Origin of the sequence: Pseudomonas putida (assembly GCF_050989985.1) — a bacterium.
GTDB lineage: Bacteria > Pseudomonadota > Gammaproteobacteria > Pseudomonadales > Pseudomonadaceae > Aquipseudomonas > Aquipseudomonas putida_AI.
In genome coordinates, this window is the sequence record NZ_CP158815.1 from 5119701 (window position 1) to 5140785 (window position 21085).

Annotated in this window: 21 protein-coding genes; 13 read left to right on the forward strand and 8 right to left on the reverse strand. The window is 60.3% G+C overall.

The features are described 5' to 3' along the window. The first annotated feature begins 587 nt into the window (after nt 1-587). From ABTV29_RS23395 to ABTV29_RS23405, 3 genes are all read left to right on the forward strand, one after another. Nucleotides 588-1946 carry a TolC family outer membrane protein gene (locus ABTV29_RS23395; RefSeq protein WP_433767010.1) on the forward strand — a complete coding sequence of 453 codons (1359 nt, stop codon included), beginning with the start codon at nt 588-590 and terminating at the stop codon, nt 1944-1946. 135 nt (nt 1947-2081) lie between these two features. Beyond that, complete coding sequence (locus ABTV29_RS23400) at nt 2082-4241, forward strand: type I secretion system permease/ATPase (protein WP_433767011.1); 2160 nt, start codon at nt 2082-2084, stop codon at nt 4239-4241. A 9-nt stretch (nt 4242-4250) separates the two neighbouring features. After that, nucleotides 4251-5618 carry an HlyD family type I secretion periplasmic adaptor subunit gene (locus ABTV29_RS23405; protein ID WP_433767012.1) on the forward strand — a complete coding sequence of 456 codons (1368 nt, stop codon included), beginning with the start codon at nt 4251-4253 and terminating at the stop codon, nt 5616-5618. A gap of 139 nt (nt 5619-5757) precedes the next feature. Here the strand turns inward: ABTV29_RS23405 and ABTV29_RS23410 are convergent, their stop codons facing one another. Then, on the reverse strand, nt 5758-6354 hold the full coding sequence (locus tag ABTV29_RS23410; protein ID WP_433767013.1) for a tRNA-uridine aminocarboxypropyltransferase: 597 nt from the start codon (nt 6352-6354) through the stop codon (nt 5758-5760). 18 nt (nt 6355-6372) lie between these two features. Further along, complete coding sequence (locus ABTV29_RS23415) at nt 6373-7266, reverse strand: LysR family transcriptional regulator (RefSeq protein WP_007984914.1); 894 nt, start codon at nt 7264-7266, stop codon at nt 6373-6375. A gap of 355 nt (nt 7267-7621) precedes the next feature. Here ABTV29_RS23415 and speB point away from each other — a divergent pair, with 355 nt between their 5' ends. The 6 genes from speB (at nt 7622) to ABTV29_RS23445 (ending at nt 13323) form a co-directional block, all read left to right on the forward strand. After that, nucleotides 7622-8572 carry an agmatinase gene (gene speB, locus ABTV29_RS23420; protein ID WP_096512883.1) on the forward strand — a complete coding sequence of 317 codons (951 nt, stop codon included), beginning with the start codon at nt 7622-7624 and terminating at the stop codon, nt 8570-8572. Between the two features lie 9 nt (nt 8573-8581). Then, nucleotides 8582-9004 (forward strand): YybH family protein, encoded by a 423-nt coding sequence (locus ABTV29_RS23425; protein WP_433767014.1) that lies wholly within the window; start codon nt 8582-8584, stop codon nt 9002-9004. A gap of 55 nt (nt 9005-9059) precedes the next feature. Further along, nucleotides 9060-10571: a purine-cytosine permease family protein gene (locus tag ABTV29_RS23430; RefSeq protein ID WP_433767015.1), complete on the forward strand. Its 1512-nt coding sequence runs from the start codon at nt 9060-9062 to the stop codon at nt 10569-10571. Between the two features lie 228 nt (nt 10572-10799). Beyond that, the gene (locus tag ABTV29_RS23435) at nt 10800-12179 is read left to right on the forward strand and encodes a sodium:solute symporter (RefSeq protein ID WP_433767016.1); all 1380 of its coding nucleotides are present in this window, start codon (nt 10800-10802) and stop codon (nt 12177-12179) included. Between the two features lie 85 nt (nt 12180-12264). Beyond that, nucleotides 12265-12990, forward strand: a complete 726-nt coding sequence (locus tag ABTV29_RS23440; protein WP_433767017.1) for an MBL fold metallo-hydrolase — start codon at nt 12265-12267, stop codon at nt 12988-12990. An 81-nt stretch (nt 12991-13071) separates the two neighbouring features. Beyond that, nucleotides 13072-13323, forward strand: a complete 252-nt coding sequence (locus tag ABTV29_RS23445; RefSeq protein WP_433767018.1) for an acyl carrier protein — start codon at nt 13072-13074, stop codon at nt 13321-13323. A gap of 114 nt (nt 13324-13437) precedes the next feature. Here ABTV29_RS23445 and ABTV29_RS23450 read toward each other — a convergent pair whose 3' ends face one another. The 4 genes from ABTV29_RS23450 to ABTV29_RS23465 all read right to left on the reverse strand — a co-directional run bounded on the left by ABTV29_RS23450 (nt 13438) and on the right by ABTV29_RS23465 (nt 16672). Beyond that, entirely contained in the window at nt 13438-13566 is a 129-nt protein-coding gene (locus ABTV29_RS23450) for a PA1414 family protein (RefSeq protein ID WP_007914492.1), read from the reverse strand. Nucleotides 13567-13704: 138 nt separating this feature from the next. Then, the gene (gene ptrR, locus ABTV29_RS23455; RefSeq protein ID WP_433767019.1) at nt 13705-14598 is read right to left on the reverse strand and encodes a putrescine utilization regulator PtrR; all 894 of its coding nucleotides are present in this window, start codon (nt 14596-14598) and stop codon (nt 13705-13707) included. A 78-nt stretch (nt 14599-14676) separates the two neighbouring features. Next, on the reverse strand, nt 14677-15609 hold the full coding sequence (locus tag ABTV29_RS23460) for a DMT family transporter (protein WP_433767020.1): 933 nt from the start codon (nt 15607-15609) through the stop codon (nt 14677-14679). 226 nt (nt 15610-15835) lie between these two features. Beyond that, nucleotides 15836-16672 (reverse strand): CvfB family protein, encoded by an 837-nt coding sequence (locus ABTV29_RS23465; protein WP_433767021.1) that lies wholly within the window; start codon nt 16670-16672, stop codon nt 15836-15838. Nucleotides 16673-17020: 348 nt separating this feature from the next. Here ABTV29_RS23465 and ABTV29_RS23470 point away from each other — a divergent pair, with 348 nt between their 5' ends. Together ABTV29_RS23470 and ABTV29_RS23475 are read left to right on the forward strand one after the other, a co-directional pair. Then, nucleotides 17021-17209, forward strand: coding sequence for a hypothetical protein (locus ABTV29_RS23470; RefSeq protein WP_204354261.1), 189 nt, complete (start codon nt 17021-17023; stop codon nt 17207-17209). A 208-nt stretch (nt 17210-17417) separates the two neighbouring features. Next, the gene (locus tag ABTV29_RS23475) at nt 17418-18287 is read left to right on the forward strand and encodes a DUF6279 family lipoprotein (RefSeq protein ID WP_433767022.1); all 870 of its coding nucleotides are present in this window, start codon (nt 17418-17420) and stop codon (nt 18285-18287) included. 121 nt (nt 18288-18408) lie between these two features. Here ABTV29_RS23475 and ABTV29_RS23480 read toward each other — a convergent pair whose 3' ends face one another. After that, nucleotides 18409-18798, reverse strand: coding sequence for a transcriptional regulator (locus tag ABTV29_RS23480; RefSeq protein WP_433767023.1), 390 nt, complete (start codon nt 18796-18798; stop codon nt 18409-18411). A 193-nt stretch (nt 18799-18991) separates the two neighbouring features. On the opposite strand from ABTV29_RS23480, the gene ABTV29_RS23485 reads away from it, so the two are divergent. After that, nucleotides 18992-19726 carry a DUF899 domain-containing protein gene (locus ABTV29_RS23485; protein WP_433767024.1) on the forward strand — a complete coding sequence of 245 codons (735 nt, stop codon included), beginning with the start codon at nt 18992-18994 and terminating at the stop codon, nt 19724-19726. Nucleotides 19727-19916: 190 nt separating this feature from the next. Further along, a complete protein-coding gene (locus ABTV29_RS23490; protein WP_433767025.1) occupies nt 19917-20192 on the forward strand; it encodes a hypothetical protein in 276 nt (91 codons plus the stop codon). 46 nt (nt 20193-20238) lie between these two features. Here ABTV29_RS23490 and ABTV29_RS23495 read toward each other — a convergent pair whose 3' ends face one another. Then, on the reverse strand, nt 20239-21042 hold the full coding sequence (locus ABTV29_RS23495; RefSeq protein ID WP_433767026.1) for an IclR family transcriptional regulator: 804 nt from the start codon (nt 21040-21042) through the stop codon (nt 20239-20241). Nucleotides 21043-21085 lie beyond the last annotated feature (43 nt).

The following is a 21085-nucleotide window of genomic DNA, read 5'->3' on the forward strand; positions in this document are numbered from 1 at the left end:
TTCCTCCGCTGCCAACCGCTGTCGGCACCTTTTTTTGTTGCGGAGAACATGTTCATGGACGGCTCAGGCGGCTTGCCCGGCGGCTCGTCTACCGGTGAGCGTTTACCTGAGTAAGCCGCTTCCCTGGCGACGATCTCGCCCAGCGTATTGCCCATGGGCGTCGTCTTCATCGGAGGAAAAGCCTTTGCAATCAATGGCATCGGCCCTCACTTCCTGGACGACTCACCCTGCAGAGATGCGTAACGTTGGTGAATCACACAAGTGACAAAATTTTGTCACCCCTGTGCCGCTTCGCTTCCCTCCCTCCAGCACTTCTCCGCTCTATGTCGATAAGTGGATGGAACTTTTGCAAAGCCCTCGATGAGCGCCCTAAAGCTCAGAAAACAAGGGCTTCGCAACTGAACAATGTGCTGGATTTTGCAGAGCGCATAAGTTTTTTTCGGCATAAACCTTATGAGAAAAGCTTCTTAGGTTCTCTCCAGAATGTTCTTAGCTCTGATGTAAAACCAATGAAACGGTTTACCTATAAATGTCGTCAATTATTTGGCGACGATAAAGCACCATCAGGACTTCAGGGAGATGCACCCATGCGCCGCTTAAACCCCCTCTGCTCCGCAGTTTTACTGGCCATGGCCTGCACCTACCAGGCTCAAGCCATGACCATGACCGAGGCGATCCAGAGCACCATCGCGACCCACCCGGAGCTGGCATCACGGGTGGACAGCCGTTTGTCGGCTGATGAAGACGTGAAGGTCGCCAAAGGGGGCTTTTATCCATCGGTGGACCTCAATGCCGCCTACGGGCGCGGCTACAGCGATAACACCAACACTCGGGCGTTCGGCGATCACCACACATCGATCCTCAACTACACCCAGTCGGAATTGCGCTTGCGGCAGATGCTGTTCGACGGTTTCAACACCGCCAATGAGGTCGAGCGCACCAAGGGCGTGGTCAACTCCCGTGCCTATTACGCCCAGGGCACCGCCCAGGACCTGGCCCTGCGCACCATCGAGGTTTATCTCGAAGTGCTCAAGCGCCGCGAGCTGGTGACATTGGCCCAGAACAACCTGCAGGCGCACTTGCGGGTCAACGACCAGATCGGCCTGCGGACCGAACGCGGTGTCGGCAGCAACGCCGACGCCGACCAGTCCACCGCTCGTCGGGCACTGGCGGAAAACAACCTCGATACCGCCCAGGTGGACCTGGCCGACGCCGAGTCGAATTTCGCCGCCGTCGTCGGGCGCCTGCCCGATGAACTGGAAGCACCGCCCTCGACCCGAGGCGAACTGCCGGCAACCCTGCAGGAAGCCCAGCAGAGCATGGTGGACAACAACCCCTACCTGAAATCCGCCCAGGCCGACGTGCAATCGGCCGAGAGCCAGTACGAAGTGGCCAAGTCACCGTTCTACCCGCGCTTTGACGCCGAAGCCGCGGTAGGCGCCAACAACAACATCCAGGGCGACAAGGGCCATGACAATGAATGGCGGGTCGGCGTGGTGATGAACTACAACCTGTTCCGTGGCGGCAGCGACAAGGCGCGCCTGCAATCGGACGCACACAAGATCAATCAGGCGATGGACATCCGCAACAACGCCCTGCGCCAACTCAACGAGAACATTCACCTGGCCTGGAATGCCATGGTCAATGCCAAGAAGCAAACCCCTACCGCCCGTGAATATGCCGAAACCAGTAAACGCGTGCGGATTGCTTACCAGGACCAGTTCGGCCTCGGCCAACGCACCCTGCTCGACCTGCTGGACAGTGAAAACGAACTGTACAACGCCAACCGCCGCTACACGGAAGTGCGCTACACCGAGGAGTTTTCGATGTACCGTGTACTGGCGAACATGGGCCAGTTGCTGAGCAAACAGCGGGTCGTGCTGCCTGCCGATGCAATCGCCCAGGCCGAAGTCAAAAGTGAAGCGCGTCTGCCTGAACTCAAATGAGGCCCCTGTAGGAGCGAGCTTGCTCGCGATGAACCTGAGAGCGCAGTGGGGTGTCAGGCTTCCCTCGTCATCGTTAACGTTCATCGCGAGCAAGCTCGCTCCTACAGTAGTCGTGCAAATACGGGAGCGATCAATGTGACCAGCATGGAACCCGGCAACACCGGTGTCGATCCGCGCCTGAGCTTCGATGACCCGCTTCTGGACGGTCTGTTGATCCTCTGCAAACTCCACGGCGCGACGGTCAGTCGCGCCAGCCTCAGTGCCGGCCTGCCCATGGCCAAGCAGCGCATGAGCCTGGACCTGCTGCCCCGTGCCGCGGCCCGGGCCGGCTTGCAGGCGCGCCTGCTGCGCCGCGACCTCAAGGACATTTCCCCGCTCAACCTGCCGGTGTTGCTGCTGCTCAACAATGACCGCACCGCGGTGCTGCGGCGTATCGGCGAAGACGGCCGGGTGCTGATCCTGCCCAGCGAAGCCGACGGCGGTGAACAATGGATCAGCCCCGAAGAACTCGCCGAACACTACAGCGGCCAGGCCCTGTTCGCCCGCCCGCGACATGAACTCGAAGACCTGCGCTCGCCGTTGGTACCACGGGTGCAAGCCTGGTTTCGCGACACCCTGAAACTGTCGAAATGGCTATACAGCGATGCGATCCTGGCGAGCTTCCTGATCAACCTGCTGGGGCTGATGGTGCCGCTGTTCGTGATGCAGACCTACGACCGGGTAGTGCCGAACCAGGCCACTTCGACCCTGTGGGTGCTGTCCATCGGCCTGTTGATCGGGACCGGTTTCGAACTGGTGTTGCGGGTGGTGCGCGCACACTTGCTGGACACCGCCGGCAAGAAAACCGACGTGATCCTTTCCGCGACTCTGTTCGAGCGCATCACCGGCATGGCGATGAAAGCCCGGCCGGCGACCATTGGCGGCTTTGCCCAAAGCATCCATGACTTCCAGGGGCTGCGGGAATTTCTCACGGCGGTGACACTCACCAGCCTGATCGACATGCCCTTCGCCCTGCTGATGCTGCTGGTGATCGGCCTGCTGGGCGGCTGGCTGGTGGTGATTCCGGTCCTGGCCTTTCCGATCACGATCATTTTCGCCATGGTGATTCAGGCGCGCCTGCGCGACACCGTGCAAAAAAGCCTGACTCTGGGAGCCGAACGCCAGGCCCTGCTGATCGAAACCCTCGGTGGCCTGGAGACCCTCAAGGCCTGCAGCGCCGAAAGCGAGCGCCAGCACAAATGGGAAAGCACCCACGGCGCCCTCACCCGCCTCGACAGCCACGCGCGCAATCTGGCGGCGCTGGCCACCAACGGCACCCTGTTCATCCAGCAGCTTTCCGGCATGGCAACCATCGTCGCCGGGGTCTACAGCATCATCGCCGGCAACCTCAGCGTCGGTGCGCTGGTGGCGACCTACATGCTCGGCAGCCGGGTTCTGGCGCCACTGGGGCAAATCGCCGGGCTGATTACCCGTTACCAGCAAGCGCAGTTGACCATGAAAAGCACCGATGCCCTGATGGCGCTGCCCCAGGAGCGTGACGCCCGGCAGCGGCCACTGGAACGCACACACCTGCAAGGCGCGCTGGACGTGACCGGCGTGACCTTCCACTACAGCGGCCAGAGCTCGGCGGCGCTGGCCAACATCAGTTTCAGCGTCAAACCCGGCGAGCGGATCGGCATCATCGGTCGCAGCGGCTCGGGCAAAAGCACCCTGGCGCGCCTGGTCATGGGCTTCCTCGAACCCGAGGAAGGCCAATTGCTGCTCGATGGCCTGGACCTGCGGCAATTGGACGTCGCCGACCTGCGCCATCAGATCGGTTACGTTGCCCACGACCTGCCGCTGCTGGCCGGCAGCCTGCGCGACAACCTGACCCTCGGCGCACGCTACATCAGTGATTCGCGCATGCTTGAAGTGGCGGAACTGACCGGCGTCACCGAACTGGCCCGGCAACACCCGCAAGGCTTCGACCGGCCCGTGGGCGAGCGCGGGCAATTGCTCTCCGGCGGCCAGCGCCAGGCCGTGCTGCTGGCCCGGGCGATGCTGCTGGACCCGCCGATCATGTTGCTCGACGAACCCACCAGCGCCATGGACAACAGCAGCGAAGACGTCCTGCGGCAAAAACTCCACGGCCTGGTCCAGGGCAAAACCGTATTGCTGGTCACCCATCGCACCTCGATGCTCAGTTTGGTGGATCGGCTGATCGTGCTGGACAACGGGCGGATCGTCGCCGACGGGCCGAAAGAAGCGGTTATTGATGCACTGCGCAAGGGCCGTGTCGGCTCTGCGGCAGTCTAGGAGTCGCCCATGTCTGCATCGCAACCGGCTACCCCCAAGGGACGTGGCTACTTCGACAGTTTCGGCAAAAGCGCCGAAGCCGAATTCATGCCGGAAACCGCTGGCGCCTCGCTGCAGGATTCGCCGCGCTGGTCGCGGATCACGGTGTGGCTGGCGGCGGCGCTGCTCATCAGCGCGCTGGTCTGGGCCAAGTTCGCCGTGCTGCAGGAAGTCACCATGGGCGAAGGCAAGGCGATTCCGTCGAGCAAGGTGCAAGTGATCCAGAACCTTGAAGGCGGCATCGTCACCGAGATCTTCGTGCGCGAAGGGCAAATGGTGAACAAGGGCGACACCTTGTTGCGCCTGGATGACACGCGCTACCTGTCGAACAAGGGCGAAAGCGAGGCCGATCGCTATGCCCTGACCGCGCAGGTCGAACGGTTATCGGCGGAGGCCGAGGGACGCCCCCTGAAACTCTCGGATGAAGTGATCGCCAAGGCGCCGCAAGTGGCTGAAGACGAGCGCGCGCTGTACGAGCAGCGGCAACGTCGCCTGGCCAGCGAACAACGGACCCTGAGTGAACAGCTTCGGCAGAAAACCCAGGAACTGGCGGAGTTTCGCTCCAAAGCCGGGCAATACAGTTCGAGCCTGGCGCTGGTCAATCAGGAAATGGGCATGTCCGAACCGCTGGTCAAGACCGGCGCCGTATCGCCGGTGGAGATCCTGCGGCTCAAACGCAGCGCCGTGGAAATCCGCGGTTCGCTCAACGCCACCAACCTGGCGATTCCCCGGGCGGAATCGGCGATTGCCGAGATCAGGAGCAAGATCGACGAATCGGAACAAACCTTCCGTTCGGAAGCGGCCAAGGAACTGAATGAGAAACGCACCGACCTGTCGAAAATCACCGCGTCGAGCATTGCCATCGACGACCGCGTGACCCGCACCACGGTGACCTCGCCGGTCAAGGGCATCATCAAGGTGCTCAAGGTCAACACCATCGGCGGCGTGGTTCAGCCGGGCAGCGACATGGTGGAAATCGTGCCGTTCGAAGACAACTTGCTGATCGAGGCAAAAGTGCGGCCACAGGACGTCGCGTTCCTGCATCCGGGGCAGAAAGCCATGGTCAAGTTCAGTGCCTACGACTACACGATCTATGGTGGCCTTAGCGCCAAGCTGGAGTTGATCGGGGCTGACACTATCACCGATGACAAGGGCAACAGTTTCTACCTGATTCAGGTGCGCACCGATAGGAACCATTTGGGCGGGGATGTGAAACCGCTGCTGATCATTCCGGGGATGGTGGCGACGGTGGACATAATTACCGGGGAGAAGACGGTGCTGGATTATCTGCTCAAGCCGGTGCTGAAGGCGCGGACTGAGGCGATGCGCGAAAGGTAGTCTCGATCAGATTTTTTGGTTGCCTGCTCTATCGCTTTCGCGAGCAGGCTCGCTCCCACAGGGGATTGCATTTCTTCGGGAGGAACTCAGTCAACTGTGGGAGCGAGCCTGCTCGCGATGAGGCCAGCACAGACAACTCCTATTTCGACCCATGATTACGCTGGAAGGTCTCCTCCCCCATCGCCGCAATCTGCCCCTCGATCAACGCTTCGAACGGCTTCAACAACGGTTCGAATGAAGCCGGCGCTTCCAGTACCTGCAACGCCTGGACAATCGCCTCCACCGTCGACAACGCCCCCGGCCCCGGCGCCTTGCGCAACCGATAACGGGACACCCCGCCCTCGGCCAGGGTCACCCTGGGCAACGCGGCCAGCAGCGGATTGAGGTGCAGCATCTTGCGCGCCTTGCGCCAGGTGCCGTCCGGAACCACCAGCAGCATTGGCTCATCGGATGCGGTGTAGGCCTGCATCGGCTGCGCATCGTCGCCGGGAAACAGCAACCGCGCCTGATACTCCGGCCGGTTCAACAACTGCGGCAAATCCTCGAACACTTCGCCGACGATCAACTCGGCATTGTTCAAACCCAGCGCCGCTAGCCGCGCCGTATTCAACGCATGATTCACTTCGCTCGGATGCTGCAACAGCAACACCCGGGTACGGCTGTCGAGGCTGGGGATCAGTGGGCACAGGCAATGGCTTTGCGGGCGCAGGCAGCGGGGACACTGGGGTCTGGACATGTTGCTTTTCCTTCAAGCTCAGGCCTGATTGAGTTGTGCTTTGAGCAGATCGCGGAAGGTCTGGATCAACGGCTCGCGGCTGCGGCCCCGGCGCACGATCATCGAGAACGGCGCCTGATAACCGAAGGTCGCCGGCAACAGCACGCGCAGGTCGCCCTTGTCGGCCCAAGCCTGGGCGTAGTGCTCGGGCAAGTAACCGATGTAGGCGCCGGACAGCACCAGGATCAGCTGCGCCTCCATACTCTCCACCGTTGCCGCGCTGTGCTTGAAGCCGTGGCGCGCGAGCTCGGCCTGGCTCCAGTAACCGCGACCGACCATGCGCTGCTGGGTGATGACCTGCTCGGGAATGCGCCGCTCGTTGAACAGCGGGTGCCGAGTGCTGCAATACAGCCAGTGCTGTTCGCGGTACAGCGGCATGTACACCAGGCCGCTCATGCGCGTGGAAAACGCGCCGATGGCCAGGTCAAGACGGTTGTCCTGCACACCCAGTTGCAGCTCATAGGGGCTCATCACCGACAAATGCAAATGCACCGCCGGGTGTTCCTGGCTGTAGGCACCGATGGCTTCGGCGAAGGGCAAAGCCTTGTCGCTGACGGTGGAGTCGATCACCCCCAGGTTCAGCGTGCCGCGCAATTCGCCCTTGAGCGCGGCGGCGTACTGTTCGAACCCCTCCAGCTCGCCTAATAGACGCAGGGTTTCCTGATGGAACAACTCGCCCTTGCTGGTCAGGCTGAACCCCCCCCGGCCGCGATGGCACAGCACCAGACCCAATGCCGACTCGAGCTGACTCATGTAGGTGCTGATGGCCGACGTAGAGAGGTTGAGCTCTTGCTGGGCGTTGGCGAATCCCTGGTGCCGCACCACGCTGACGAAGATGCGCAATAGTTTCAGGTCGGGTAAAGCGTTGGCCATGGGGAGCTCCGATTACACAGTCAGGCATCTTGCTTTTGTGGCGAGGGAGCTTGCTCCCGCTCGGCTGCGCAGCAGTCGAAAACCTGGCGATGCGGTCTGTCTGACACAACTGGGTGAATGGTTTCGGGGCTGCTTCGCAGCCCAGCGGGAGCAAGCTCCCTCGCCACAGAGTGCGGCACATGGCCGCAAGTCTATCTCCAAGCCGGCCATTAGTTTAGAAAAATCTGAACTAAGTATTTGCCCGTAGCGATTCTTCCCGGCCACTACATTTCGCAGAATCGGCTCAAAGCGGTGCCCGTACCTTCCGTGAACGGCGTGCCTGCATAAATAAAACAACGACGATGAGGCCTTACCCGTGGAAAAGATTCTTCACCAACCACTGGGCGGCAACGAAATGCCGCGTTTCGGCGGCATCGCCACCATGCTGCGACTCCCCCATGTTCCTACCGCTGCCGGCCTGGACGCTGCCTTCGTAGGCGTGCCCCTGGACATCGGTACTTCCCTGCGCCCTGGCACCCGTTTCGGGCCGCGTGATATCCGCGCCGAATCGGTGATGATTCGCCCATACAACATGGCCACCGGTGCTGCTCCGTTCGACTCGCTGTCGGTTGCCGACATCGGCGACGTGGCGATCAACACCTTCAACCTGCTGGATGCCGTACGGATCATCGAAGAGTCCTACGACAACATCCTCGAACACGATGTGATTCCCCTGACCCTGGGCGGCGATCACACCATCACCCTGCCGATCCTGCGTGCCATCCACAAGAAGCACGGCAAGGTCGGCCTGGTGCACATCGATGCCCACGCTGATGTGAACGATCACATGTTCGGCGAGAAAATCGCCCACGGCACCACCTTCCGTCGCGCTGTCGAAGAAGGCCTGATCGATCCGGACCGCGTTGTGCAAATCGGTCTGCGTGCCCAGGGCTACACCGCTGACGACTTCAACTGGAGCCGCAACCAGGGCTTCCGCGTTGTGCAGGCCGAAGAGTGCTGGCACAAATCCCTGGAGCCGCTGATGGCCGAGGTTCGCGAGAAAGTCGGCGGCGGTCCGGTTTACCTGAGCTTCGACATCGACGGCATCGACCCGGCATGGGCTCCTGGTACCGGCACCCCGGAAATCGGCGGCCTGACCACCATCCAGGCAATCGAGATCGTTCGCGGCTGCCAAGGCCTCGACCTGATCGGTTGCGATCTGGTAGAAGTCTCGCCCGCTTACGACACCACGGGTAACACCTCGCTGCTGGCCGCCAACCTGCTGTACGAAATGCTCTGCGTACTGCCTGGCGTAGTCCACCGCTGAGGATTGCTCATGACCGAACGCGATCAGGTTCTGAAAGCGGCCGCCGACCTGGTGTCCGCCTTCGCCCGTAATGATCGCGAAGCCTACTTCGGCGCGTTCAGCGCCGATGCGAGCTTCGTGTTCTACACCCTCGAACAACCCCTCCTGTCTCGCGATTCCTATCAGGCGTTGTGGGACAGCTGGCGTTCGCAGGATGGCTTCGAAGTGCTGTCATGCACGTCGAGCAACGCTTTTGTCAGCCTGCAGGGTGACGTGGCGATTTTCATCCATGACGTGGCCACCGAGCTGCGCATGCAAGGGGAGCAACACTTCAGCCAGGAGCGCGAGACGATTGTTTTCAAGAAACAAGCGTCTGGCCAAGAACAACAAGGCCTATGGCTGGCCTGTCATGAACATTTATCCGCAATGCCGGAAGGGCTGCCAACCCCTTAGCCAACACAGGTGACGCCCACGCACGATGGGCGCGCCTTTATGATCGGAGCAGATCATGAATAACAAAAACAACGACCAAAGCCTTACGCAAATTGAAACCCACGGGGTAGAGCAAATCCCGGACAACGAACGCACCGCAGGCCCGACGGACTTGTTCCGGATGATCTTCGGCGGTTCGAACACCTTTGCCACCGCCGTTCTCGGCAGTTTCCCGGTGCTGTTCGGCCTGTCATTCCAGGCCGGGGCCTGGGCGATTGTGCTGGGCGTGTTGCTCGGTTCGCTGATCCTGGCGCCGATGGGCCTGTTCGGCCCGATCAACGGCACCAACAATGCCGTGTCTTCCGGTGCACACTTCGGCGTGCACGGGCGGATCGTCGGCTCGTTCCTGTCGCTGTTGACCGCCATCGCCTTCTTCTCGCTCTCGGTGTGGAGTTCGGGTGATGCGTTGATCGGTGGTGCGAAACGCCTGATCGGCCTGCCGGAAACCGACCTGACCCTGGGCCTGGCCTACGGCCTGTTCGCGATTCTGGTGCTTACTGTATGCATCTATGGCTTCCGTTTCTTGCTGTGGGTGAACAAGATCGCCGTATGGAGCGCCAGCCTGTTGTTCCTGCTGGGGGCTTTCGCTTTCGCAGGTCCCTTCGATGTGAACTACGCCGGCACCGTGAACATGGGCCAGCCGGGTTTCTGGGCTGCGTTTATCGGCGCTGCGCTGGTGGCCATGAGCAACCCGATTTCCTTCGGGGCGTTCCTGGGTGACTGGTCGCGCTACATTCCTCGTGACACCTCCAAGCGCCGGATCATGGCGGCGGTGGTGATTTCGCAGATCGCAACCTTCATCCCGTTCCTGTTCGGCCTGGTCACCGCCACCATCGTAGCGGTCAAGGCACCGGACTACATCGCGGCCAACAACTATGTCGGCGGCCTGCTGGCGGTATCGCCAAGCTGGTTCTTCCTGCCGGTGTGCCTGATTGCAGTGATCGGTGGCATGTCCACCGGTACCACTTCGCTGTATGGCACCGGGCTGGACATGTCCAGCGTGTTCCCGCGTGTGCTGTCGCGTGTAAAGGCCACGTTGCTGATCGGTGTGATGTCGATTGCCTTCATCTTCATCGGTCGCTTCGCGGCGAACCTGGTGCAGAGCGTGTCGACCTTCGCCGTACTGATCATCACCTGCACCACTCCGTGGATGGTGATCATGATCATCGGCCTGCTGGTGCGCCGTGGCTTCTACTGCCCGGATGACCTGCAAGTGTTCACCCGCGGCGAGAAAGGTGGCCGCTACTGGTTCAACCACGGCTGGAACTGGCGTGGCCTGGGTGCCTGGATCCCGAGCGCGGCCGTCGGCCTGTGCTTCGTGAACCTGCCGGGGCAGTTTGTCGGTCCGTTGGGCGAAATGGCCGGCGGTATCGACATCAGCCTGCCCGTCACCCTGGGCCTGGCCTCGGTCGTGTACCTGGTATTGCTGAGCCTGTTCCCGGAACCGGCCGCGGTGTTTGGTCCTAAAGATTCACGCAACACGAGCAAGGATTCGCTCACTAAACCGGCGATGCGACAAGTCGCCTGATAAACGCACAAGGTGGTGAGTGGTACCACTGTGGCGAGGGAGCTCGCTCCCGCTCGGCTGCGCAGCAGTCGCAAAAAAATCTGATGAGTTTCTCCTGAAGAAACCCGACAGCAGGTATTGGGGCCGCTTTGCAGCCCAGCGGGAGCAAGCTCCCTCGCCACAGATGTAATCCCCCAGCCACATTGCTTTTTAGTTCCACATAAAAAAGACAATCGGAGACACGCCATAATGGCTTTGGATTTATTCGTCGTACTCATCTACGCAGCCGCGATGCTGATACTCGGCTACTACGGCATGCGCAAGGCCAAGACCAACGAAGAGTTTCTGGTCGCTGGTCGTAACCTGGGCCCGACGCTCTACATGGGTACCATGGCAGCCACCGTCCTGGGCGGTGCGTCCACCGTGGGCACCGTACGTCTGGGCTACGTGCATGGCATCTCCGGTTTCTGGCTCTGTGCCGCGCTGGGTTGCGGGATCGTGGCGCTGAACCTGTTCCTCGCCAAACCGCTGCTCAAGCTCAAGATCTACACCGTTACCCAAGTGCTGGAAAAGCGCTACAACCCGATGGCCCGCTCCGCGAGCGCAGTCATCATGCTGGCTTATGCCCTGATGATCGGCGTGGTTTCGATCCTGGCGATCGGCACCGTCCTGCAAGTGCTGTTCGGCCTGCCATTCTGGATTTCGGTACTGCTCGGCGGTGGCGTGGTAGTGATCTACTCGGCGATCGGTGGCATGTGGTCCCTGACCCTGACCGACATCGTCCAGTTCGTCATCAAGACTGTGGGCCTGATGTTCATCCTGTTGCCAATCTGCCTGTACCGCGTCGGCGGCTGGGATGAGCTGGTGGCCAAACTGCCGGCGGCGAGCTTCAGCTTCACCACCATCGGCTGGGACACCATCATCACCTACTTCGTGATCTACTTCTTCGGCATCCTGATCGGTCAGGACATCTGGCAACGGGTGTTCACCGTCAAGACCGCAAAAGTCGCTCAATACGCCGGTACCGCTGCCGGTATCTACTGCATCATCTACGGTCTGGCCTGCGCCCTGATCGGCATGGCGGCTCACGTACTGATCCCGGATCTGGACAACGTCAACAACGCTTTCGCCGCTATCGTGAAGCTGTCCCTGCCGGACGGTATCCGTGGCCTGGTAATCGCCGCAGCCCTGGCTGCCATGATGTCCACCGCCAGCGCCGGCCTGTTGGCCGCTGCTACCACCCTGAGCGAAGACCTGCTGCCCAAGCTGCGTGGCGGCAAGCAGTCGAGCCTGGGTCTGAATCGCCTGGTGACCCTGCTGACCGGTCTTGTCGTACTGGGTATCGCCCTGGTCGTGAACGACGTGATCAGCGCCCTGACCCTGGCCTACAACCTGTTGGTCGGCGGCATGCTGGTTCCACTGATCGGTGCGATTTTCTGGAAACGCGCAACTACCGCCGGCGCCATCGCCAGCATGGGCCTGGGCTTCGCCACTGCCCTGCTGTTCATGGTCAAGGACGGTCTGGACGCCAACACCCCGATCTACTACAGCCTGGTAGCCGGTCTGGTGAGCTTCATTGTGGTGAGCCTGATGTCTCGCCGCCCGGTTGCGGTGGCAAGCGCCATCTAAGCTGAATATAACGACTTGATGCTTTCTTCGACGGGTGTGGCGTCGGTTGCCACACCCGTTTTTTTTCGTCTGGAGAAAACCCTTGATGAAGATTGTTTCTCGCGATCAGTGGTTCGAGGTCAAGCAACTGAGCGACGGCATCCGCCTGATCCACGAGCCGTACATCCGCCCCTTTTACCGCTGCAATCTCTGGCACGTACAGGGGCGTGACAAGGATCTGCTGCTGGACAGCGGCTCCGGGCTGGTCAGCCTGCGCGAGCAATTGCCGTGGATCACCGAGCGGCCTCTGGTGGCGGTGGCCAGCCATTGCCACTTCGACCACATCGCCGGCCATCACGAGTTCGCCGAACGCCTGGTGCACCCGGCCGAAGCGCAGATCCTTGCCGCACCGGACGGTGAAAACGATTTGAGTCGGGCCTTCGTCGGTGACGACATGTTCGAAGCACACCCCGATTGCCCGTTGTGCTATGCGGAATATCGGGTCAAGGCCGCACCGGCCACCGGCATGATCGAAGAAGGCGATGTGCTGGATCTTGGCGACCGCGTGCTGCAAGTGCTGCACACGCCTGGGCATTCGCCGGGCGGCATCAGTCTGTATGAAGCGGCGACCGAAACGCTGTTCAGCGGTGACATCATCTACGACGGCCCGCTGATCGAAGATGCCTACCACTCCAACCTCGACGACTACGCCCGCAGCCTGCAACGCTTGCGCGCGTTGCCGATCCGCACGGTGCATGGCGGGCATTTCGGCAGCTTTTCCGGGGAGCATCTGCGCAACATGATTGACGAGTGGCAGCGCTCACACAGCTGAAGCCTGCTGTACTCATCTCCAGGAGCCATTTCAGGAACCCTCGCAGGGACGACAAAACCCTAACGCCCCCGAAGGCCCATCATGAAAAGAGCCGCCGTTCGCGCCGCCGTGCATCGCTTCATCAGCCGTCTCCTGGAGGGGCAGGAAGACTTCGACGACAACGCCAGCCTGATGCAGTTGGGATTGGATAAAACGGACATCGAAGAACTGATCTTCCACCTGGAGGACGAGTTCGGTTTGACGGCGTTTACTGCCGAGGAAGACCGGATGCTCAAGTCAGCCAGGACGGCGAATGACTTGAGTCGGTTCTTGATGGAGATTGGGCGGCACTGAAACTTGATTTCAACTGCGCCCTGATTCGCAAACAGGATGTTGTGATGTACACGCTGTCTGTGGCGAGGGGATCGATCCCCTTGCCACAACAACCCAACGCCTGGCTCTTCGTGCTTACCGGCGGCGCTGCTGGCGTCGGCGTTGTTCGTCGTCGGTGCGAATAGGCACAGGTTGCAGAGGCGGTTCGATCAAACCGAGCGCGACACCCAGGTCATGCAGCCAGTTTTGGATTTTCTCTTTCATGATGCCCCCTTCAGGGTAGTGCCGAGCGACCGGAATTCTGTAGCCGCTTCGAACTGATAATAGTCCGAAGTGCAGCGCAATGCTCGCCGAAAGTGGCAATGATCTGTTACTAAATCGATCACAATCGAGCGCATTAAATCACGCAATCGCCCGGGCCTGGTGCTGTGCCGACGGATAGAGCGCCTGCTGCTCCTCGATCCATGCATTCAGGTTGGCCCCGACCATGCCCTTGCGCCACATCAGCCAGGTCGTGGCGCTGGCAAAGGCTTCAGGCAGCGGATGGACCGCCACGCTTTCCCGGCCCGGCAGACTGGCCAGCATCGACTCCGACATCAGCGCCACGCCCGACCCGGCGATCACGCAGGCCAGCATCCCCGGATAGGACTCGATCTCGATCGCCCGGCCCATGGCCGCCTGGTCGTGGGAAAACCAGGACTCCAGGCGCATCCGATAGGAACAGCCCTGGCGGAAGGTGAACACCGAACGACCCTCCACGTCCCGTGCACTCTGTACCGGTGGATGATCGGCCTCGCTGATCAGCACCATGCGCTCCTCGCACAACAGCACGCCATCGAGCACCGCCAGCCCCGGCGGGCCGTCCACCAGTGCCGCGTCGAGCCGGCCGGTGAGCAGTCCTTCGAACAACTCGCCGCTGGGGCCGGACTGCACCTGCAGATTCACCGCCGGATAGCGTCGGTGATAACGCGCCAACAGCGCGGGCAGATGAATGGCAGCGGTGCTGTACATGGTGCCGAGCACGAAGTCGCCGGCGGGTTGGCCGCCCTGCACTGCGGCGTGGGCTTCATCGTGCAGGGCGAACAGTTTCGCGGTGTAGTCCAGCAGGACTTTTCCCGCAGGCGAAAGCTGCAAACGCTGACGCTCACGGACGAACAGTTCGACACCGAGCTGCTCTTCCAGCTGTTTGAGTCGGGTCGACAGGTTCGACGGCACCCGATGCAGGCGCTCGGCAGCACGGGTAATGGATTCTTCCTGCGCCACGGCCTGGAAGATGCGCAATTGGCTGAACTCCACGCCATTCTCCAAATAAGAACAAGTCACCCACTATTGTTCTTTTACAAAGAATGTCAATCGGTTCAGCCCAGTGGCCATTCAGGACTGCCCCAGCGCCTTGCGCAGACGCCGGCGCAGCCACTGTTCGGCACTGACAAAGGTGATGCCCAGCAGCACCAGCACCGCACCGATGACGAAATTCAGGCTCAGTTTTTCACCCAGCAACACCACGCCAAAGGTGACGCCGAACAGCGGTGTCATGAACGAAAACACCGCCAGGTTCGCGGCCAGGTAACGGCGCAGCAGCCAGAACCACACCAGGTAGCTGAAGAACGACACCACGACCCCTTGAAACAGCACGCTGGTCAGGGTCACGCCGGTCAGGCTGACGTGGGTGATCTGGCCGCTGAACAAGGCAATCACCAAGAGGCCGACGAAGCCGACGATCAGTTGGTAGAACAATGTCAGGGTCACCGGTGCCTCGGACAAACGCGAAGCCCGCACCACCACCGTGGTCGCGCCCCAGGCGGCACCGGCGAGCACGCCCAGCGCATCGCCCATCAACATGCGCGGATCAAGGTTGTCCCAGGACACGCCACCGGCAAACGCAATGGCGATACCGACGAACGCAAGAAGGATCCCCAGCCATTGCAACGGCCGCAAGCGCTCGCTCGGCAACAGCCAGTGCACGCCAAGTGCGGTGAATATCGGCGCGGTGTAAAGGAATACCGACATGTGCGCGGCCGTGGTCAATTGCAGGCCTTCGGAAATGAAGAAGAACTCCAGGCCAAACAGCGCGCCGGCCAACAGGCCACCACGCCAGGTGCCGCCCACCTGGTCCCAACCGCCTTTCCAGCAGATCAACAAGCCCACCAGCAACGCGGATATGCCCGACCGTCCGGCGGCCTGCATGACCGGAGCAATGTCCGTTGCCGCCCACTTGATCAGCACCTGCTGGATACCCCAGACCAGGCACAAACCCAGCATGACCTGCAGGGCAAATCCATCGGCGCTGCGCCGGGTGGCGCTCATTGGGAAACCTCGTTCGAACTATCCATGGCAGAGACTCGACAATAAAAAAGCAAAACCCCGACACGGGGTCGGGGTGAGAAATTGTGCTGTCGATTATCAACCAGTTGTACAAAAATTTCCCCCTGTAGGAGCTGCCGCAGGCTGCGATCTTTTGATTTTGCTTTTTGAAAGATCAAGATCAAAAGATCGCAGCCTGCGGCAGCTCCTACATGGGTCAGGCTTTAACTCAGGTCAGTTCAATGCGGTCGGCATGAATGACAATCTGGCCGTTTTTGTACAACGCACCGATGGCCTTCTTGAAGTTGCCCTTGCTGACGCCAAACATCTCGCTGATCACTGTCGGATCGCTCTTGTCGCTGACCGCCAGGGTGCCGTTGTTCTCGCGCAACTTGGCAAGGATCTTCGAGTTGAGGCTGGTCGCCGCTTCCTGGCCGACCGGTTGCAGGCTCAGGCTGATCTTGCCGTCGGCACGCACTTCCTTGATAAAGCCCTTCTCCTGCTTGCCCGCGCGCATGAACTTGAAGATTTCGTTCTTGTGGATCAAGCCCCAGTGCTTGTTGTTGATGATCGCCTTGAAGCCCATGTCGGTGGCTTCGGCGACCAGCAGGTCGACTTCCTGGCCTTGGCTATAGCTGGCCGGGGTCTTGTCCAGGTAGCGATCCAGGCGTGTCGTCGCGGTGATGCGACGGGTGTGCTTGTCGAGATAAACGTGCACCACGGCATATTCGCCAGCCTTCATCTGACGCTTCTCTTCCGAGAACGGCAGCAACAGATCCTTTGGCAGCCCCCAGTCGAGGAACACGCCAATACTGTTGACTTCAACAACTTTCAAACTTGCAAATTCACCGACCTGAACTTTCGGTTTTTCAGTCGTCGCGATAAGTTTGTCATCGCTGTCCAGATATACAAAAACGTTTAGCCAGTCTTCATCTTCGCTGGGAATATCTTTTGGGATATAGCGATTCGGCAAAAGAATTTCGCCATCCGCGCCACCGTCCAGATATAAACCGAAGTTAGTGTGTTTAACCACTTGCAAACTGTTGTAACGCCCGACTAAAGCCATTTCAAATACCCTCATTACGTGGGCGGCATTCTACCCGGTTTTGCAGGTCGCGTTTGGCGGCCGAAGCGGTGACACGAGAAATTCCTTCGCGAGCCTTGATTTTCCCGGGCTTTGCTCGGGCAACCCGCCGCTCGTCAGGCCGCCTCCACGGTTTTCGTCACTCGCCACCACGCAGAAATTGCAATTTCCATCCGCCATGTTTTTATTTAAAACAGCGACTTAGGCAAGTCTTCAAAATAATAATCCACGTTTTAGCCACCGCACGGCTGAATATCCCGGGGATATTAACCAAGCAAATTGCGGGTTATTGCTGTACGATGGCTGGCTATTTTAGTTTCCTGAAGGTGAATGGTCGTCATGCGCGTAAAAGCATCCAACAGCAAAGTAAAACCAGCCCCAGCCGTGGAAACCAGCGAATCGCTTAACAGCCAGATCGCAGCGTTCCTCAAGTCCGGTGGCGAAATCCAGCAAATTGCCAAGGGCGTCAGCGGCCAGACGTTCGCCCCGTCCAAGCAGATCAGCCTGGGCAAAAAGTAATCACTCGCGCTTCACCTGGTCCACGGGCGCTTTGACTCTCGAAGCGCTTGGACTGGCTCCCTCCCCTGCGGCAAATCCCGCCTCCCCTGTAAAACCCGCTCTGTAACAAGCAACGACAGCTCGCCTGTTGATCGGCTGAACTGCCAGGCTCATTCTGCGTTCACATAAGAATCAGACCCCTAAGCCAGGCTTTCGCAAGGATTCGATCATGTCGCGCTGGTTAACACACACTGCCTTGGTACTGGCCGTCACCCTCGCCCTCGGTGCATGCAGTCGCATGGGCCTGGCCTACCGCAACCTCGACGTCATCATTCCCTGGACCCTCAGCGACTACCTGGACATGAACGGCGAGCAGAAAAGCTGGCTCAACGTACGGCTCAAGGAACACCTGAGCTGGCACTGCACCACGCAAATGCCGGGTTACCTCGATTGGCTGGACCGCTTGCAAACCATGGTGGCGACCAACCAGGTCACCGATGCCGCCCTGCAGGCGCGCACAGAGGAAGCCGAACAGGCCATCGCCGAGACCGCCCGGGAGATCACGCCCTCGGCCGTCGAGCTGCTGCAAGGCCTGGATGACCAGCAGGTCGCGGAAATGAACGCGGCCTTCACCAAGGATCAGCGCAAACGCCAGGCGCAATACCTCAAGCCATCCCTCGACCAGCAGATCAAGGAACGCGGCGAGCGCATGGAGAAACGCCTGGATGACTGGATCGGACCTCTCAACGCTTCGCAGCAACAGCGCGTCGTCGCATGGTCCAACGCCCTGGGCGACCAGAATACGCAGTGGCTGGCCAATCGAGTCCACTGGCAGAAGCAGTTCAGTGCGGCGGTGGCGCAACGACATGGTCCGGAATTTCCACAGCGAATGGAAACCCTGCTGGTCAATCGTGAGCGCTTGTGGACACCGGAATACAAACAGGCCTTCGCCCGGACCGAAGCCCAGGCCCGTTCGCTGTTCGTGGACTTGATGGCGCAGAGCACGCCGGTGCAACGCCAGCGGTTGCTGACGAAAATCGAAGGTGTGAAGAAGGACTTCAGTGATTTGAAATGTCTGAAGGCTGCCAAACAGGGTTGAACCCAACACGAACCCTTGTAGGAGCGAGCCTGCTCGCGATTGCGCAGTGCCAGTCGACATTGATGCTGACTGACACACTGCAATCGCGAGCAGGCTCGCTCCTAAAAGGGGTCATCGAAAGTCAGGCGATCTGCGCCCTCGAAGCCACCTGATCAAACGTCACTTCATTCAGCGCATCTTCCTGCTCATCGAGCACCTGCCGCGGATGGTCGTTGCCCGGAATGCTGCTGTCGATCAGGCTCAACAACCTGGAACCACGCATCGTCAGAATGTAATTGGAGCCCGTACCGCCCTGCTCTTGGGGCCGAGGCTCGATGTAGCCTCGCTCCAGCAGTAGTTTTTCGTACTCCCCGGCCACGGCCTTGAGATGGTCGAGGTTTTCGGGTTCCTCGCCCTCGGCAGCCTTTTGCGCCGCGTACTGCTCGGCATAGGGCCGTGGCGTGAAACTGGCTTCACCGTTCTGCACTTCGTGCAGCAAGCGTTCAATCAAATCCCAGTTATAAGTCGTCATCCTGAATCAACCTCCGGTACCCGTGATTGATGGGGCCTTCATAGGTTGTGACCGGCATGGGCGATAGCCGTTCAGCCGAGGTTTTGGCCACGACCGACCGGCGGTATGTCGATTTACCCACAGGTCAAACGACTAGGCTGTGTAAGTCGCCTCATCAACCCACGCCTCCCTGTCCCATGCAGGAGAAATCGTCATGAACATTCAGAATCATCCCGTCGTGTCCCGGGAAGAATGGCTTGCTGCACGCAAGCAGCACCTGGCTCACGAAAAAGCCTTCACCAAGGAACGGGACAGACTCAGCGCCGAACGCCGCGCCTTGCCCTGGGTGAAGATCGACAAGGACTACCACTTCCAGGGCCCGCGGGGCGAGCTGAAACTCGCCGACCTGTTTGGCGGCCGCAGCCAGTTGATCGTTTACCACTTCATGTTCGCCGAAGGCTGGGAGGAAGGCTGCCCCGGCTGCTCGTTCCTTTCCGACCACATCGATGGCGCCAACCAGCACCTGGCCCATCACGACGTGGCGGTGGTGGCGGTTTCCCACGCCCCGTTCGGCGAATTCCAGGCCTTCAAACGGCGCATGGGCTGGACATTCGATTGGGTGTCCTCCGTCGGTTGCGATTTCAACTATGACTTCGGCGTCACCGCCCGGTCCGAAGACGTGGCTGCAGGCACGGCCACCTACAACTACGAAAAAACCGACGGCTCAGAAGAAGAACTCCCGGGCCTTAGCGTGTTTTATCGCAATGACGCGGGGGAGATTTTCCACACCTATTCCACCTACGCCCGGGGCCTGGACATGCTGGTCGGCGCCTACAACTACCTCGACCTGACGCCCAAGGGGCGCAATGAAGAGGAAATCATGGAATGGGTGAGGCACCACGACAAATATGAGCAGGCGCAGAAATCGAGTTGCTGTCACAGCGGATAAACCGAACACGCCGCAGCACCTTTTTTTGTGGGAGCGAGCCTGCTCGCGATTGCAGGATGTCAGGCAACATCAATGTCGGCTGACATTCCGCTATCGCGAGCAGGCTCGCTCCCACAAGGCTGTCTGAACTTTTCCCACCCTCCAGCCCTCAACCGGTTAACCCGCCCTAACCGGAACCGAGGCCTGAACGATGAAAACCTTGCTCAAGCTCACCCTCGCCGCCACCTTCGCCTGCGCCCTGCCCGCCTGGGCCTGCACGCCGGAGGAAGCCACCGCCAAGCGCGAACAACTGGCCAAGGAAGTCAGCCGCCTGACCGAGCAGAACCCGGCCAAGGCCAAGGAGATCAACGATGAGTTGCAGAAGATGGACCTGGGCACTGCCGCGAAAGATCTGCCGGACAAGTGCCAGCTGATCGATCAGCGTCTGAAAGAGTTGGCAGTGGCCGAGAAGAAAGCCGAAAGCTGACACGCCCCACTTGTGGGAACGAGTCCGCTCGCGATCGCAATGAGGCTTAAACCTTCAGACCCAATTCCGCCGACAACCTGGCCGTCACGCCTTTGATCAGCGGAATCAGCTCGGCCATTTTTTCCAATGGCATGTACGGCACGGTGCTGGCGATGCTGATGCCTGCGACGATGCGTTTGCTGGCATCGCGAACGGGCGCTGCCACACAGCGGATCGACGGCTCGTTGTCTTCCAGGTCGAAGGCATAACCACCGGCCACGTATTCCAGCATGCGTTGCTGGAACTGTTCCCAGGATTGCTCCGGGTGCTGCGGCCAGAATTGATTTTTCCCACCCACCGGAAGGCTGATTTCGTACAGCCGCTGCCACTCTTGCGGCGTGTCATCCAGCATCAGCGCCTTGCCGATCCCGGTGCGCGCCAGCGGCATGCGATGGCCAACCCGCGAACGCATTTCCGGGCCGTTGCGCCCCGGGTTCTTGTGCAAGTACAGCACCTCATCGCCCTCGCGGATCGCCAGGTGAACGGTATCGCCGGTCAAGGCCGACAATTCATCCAGGTACGGACCGGCCAGGGTCACCAGCGGCAACTCTTCCCGCGCCTGAAACCCCAGCTCGATCAGCTTCGGCCCCAACAGGTAGCCGACTTGCGGCACCACGCGCAAATAACGCTCGTCCACCAGGCAGCTGGCCAGACGATGGGTGGTGCTGCGCGTGGTGCCGATCAGCCGGGCGATCTCCTTCAGATCGCGGGCGCCGCTGGCCACCGCCTGGACCACACCCAGACCGCGAAGCAGGGTCTGGGTGCCGGTTGGCGCGGCGTCCTTGGCGATTTTTGGGGCGTCTTCCTGCATATCCAGCCTTAGCGTTGAGCGAGTGAACGGGCGGCATTATGGT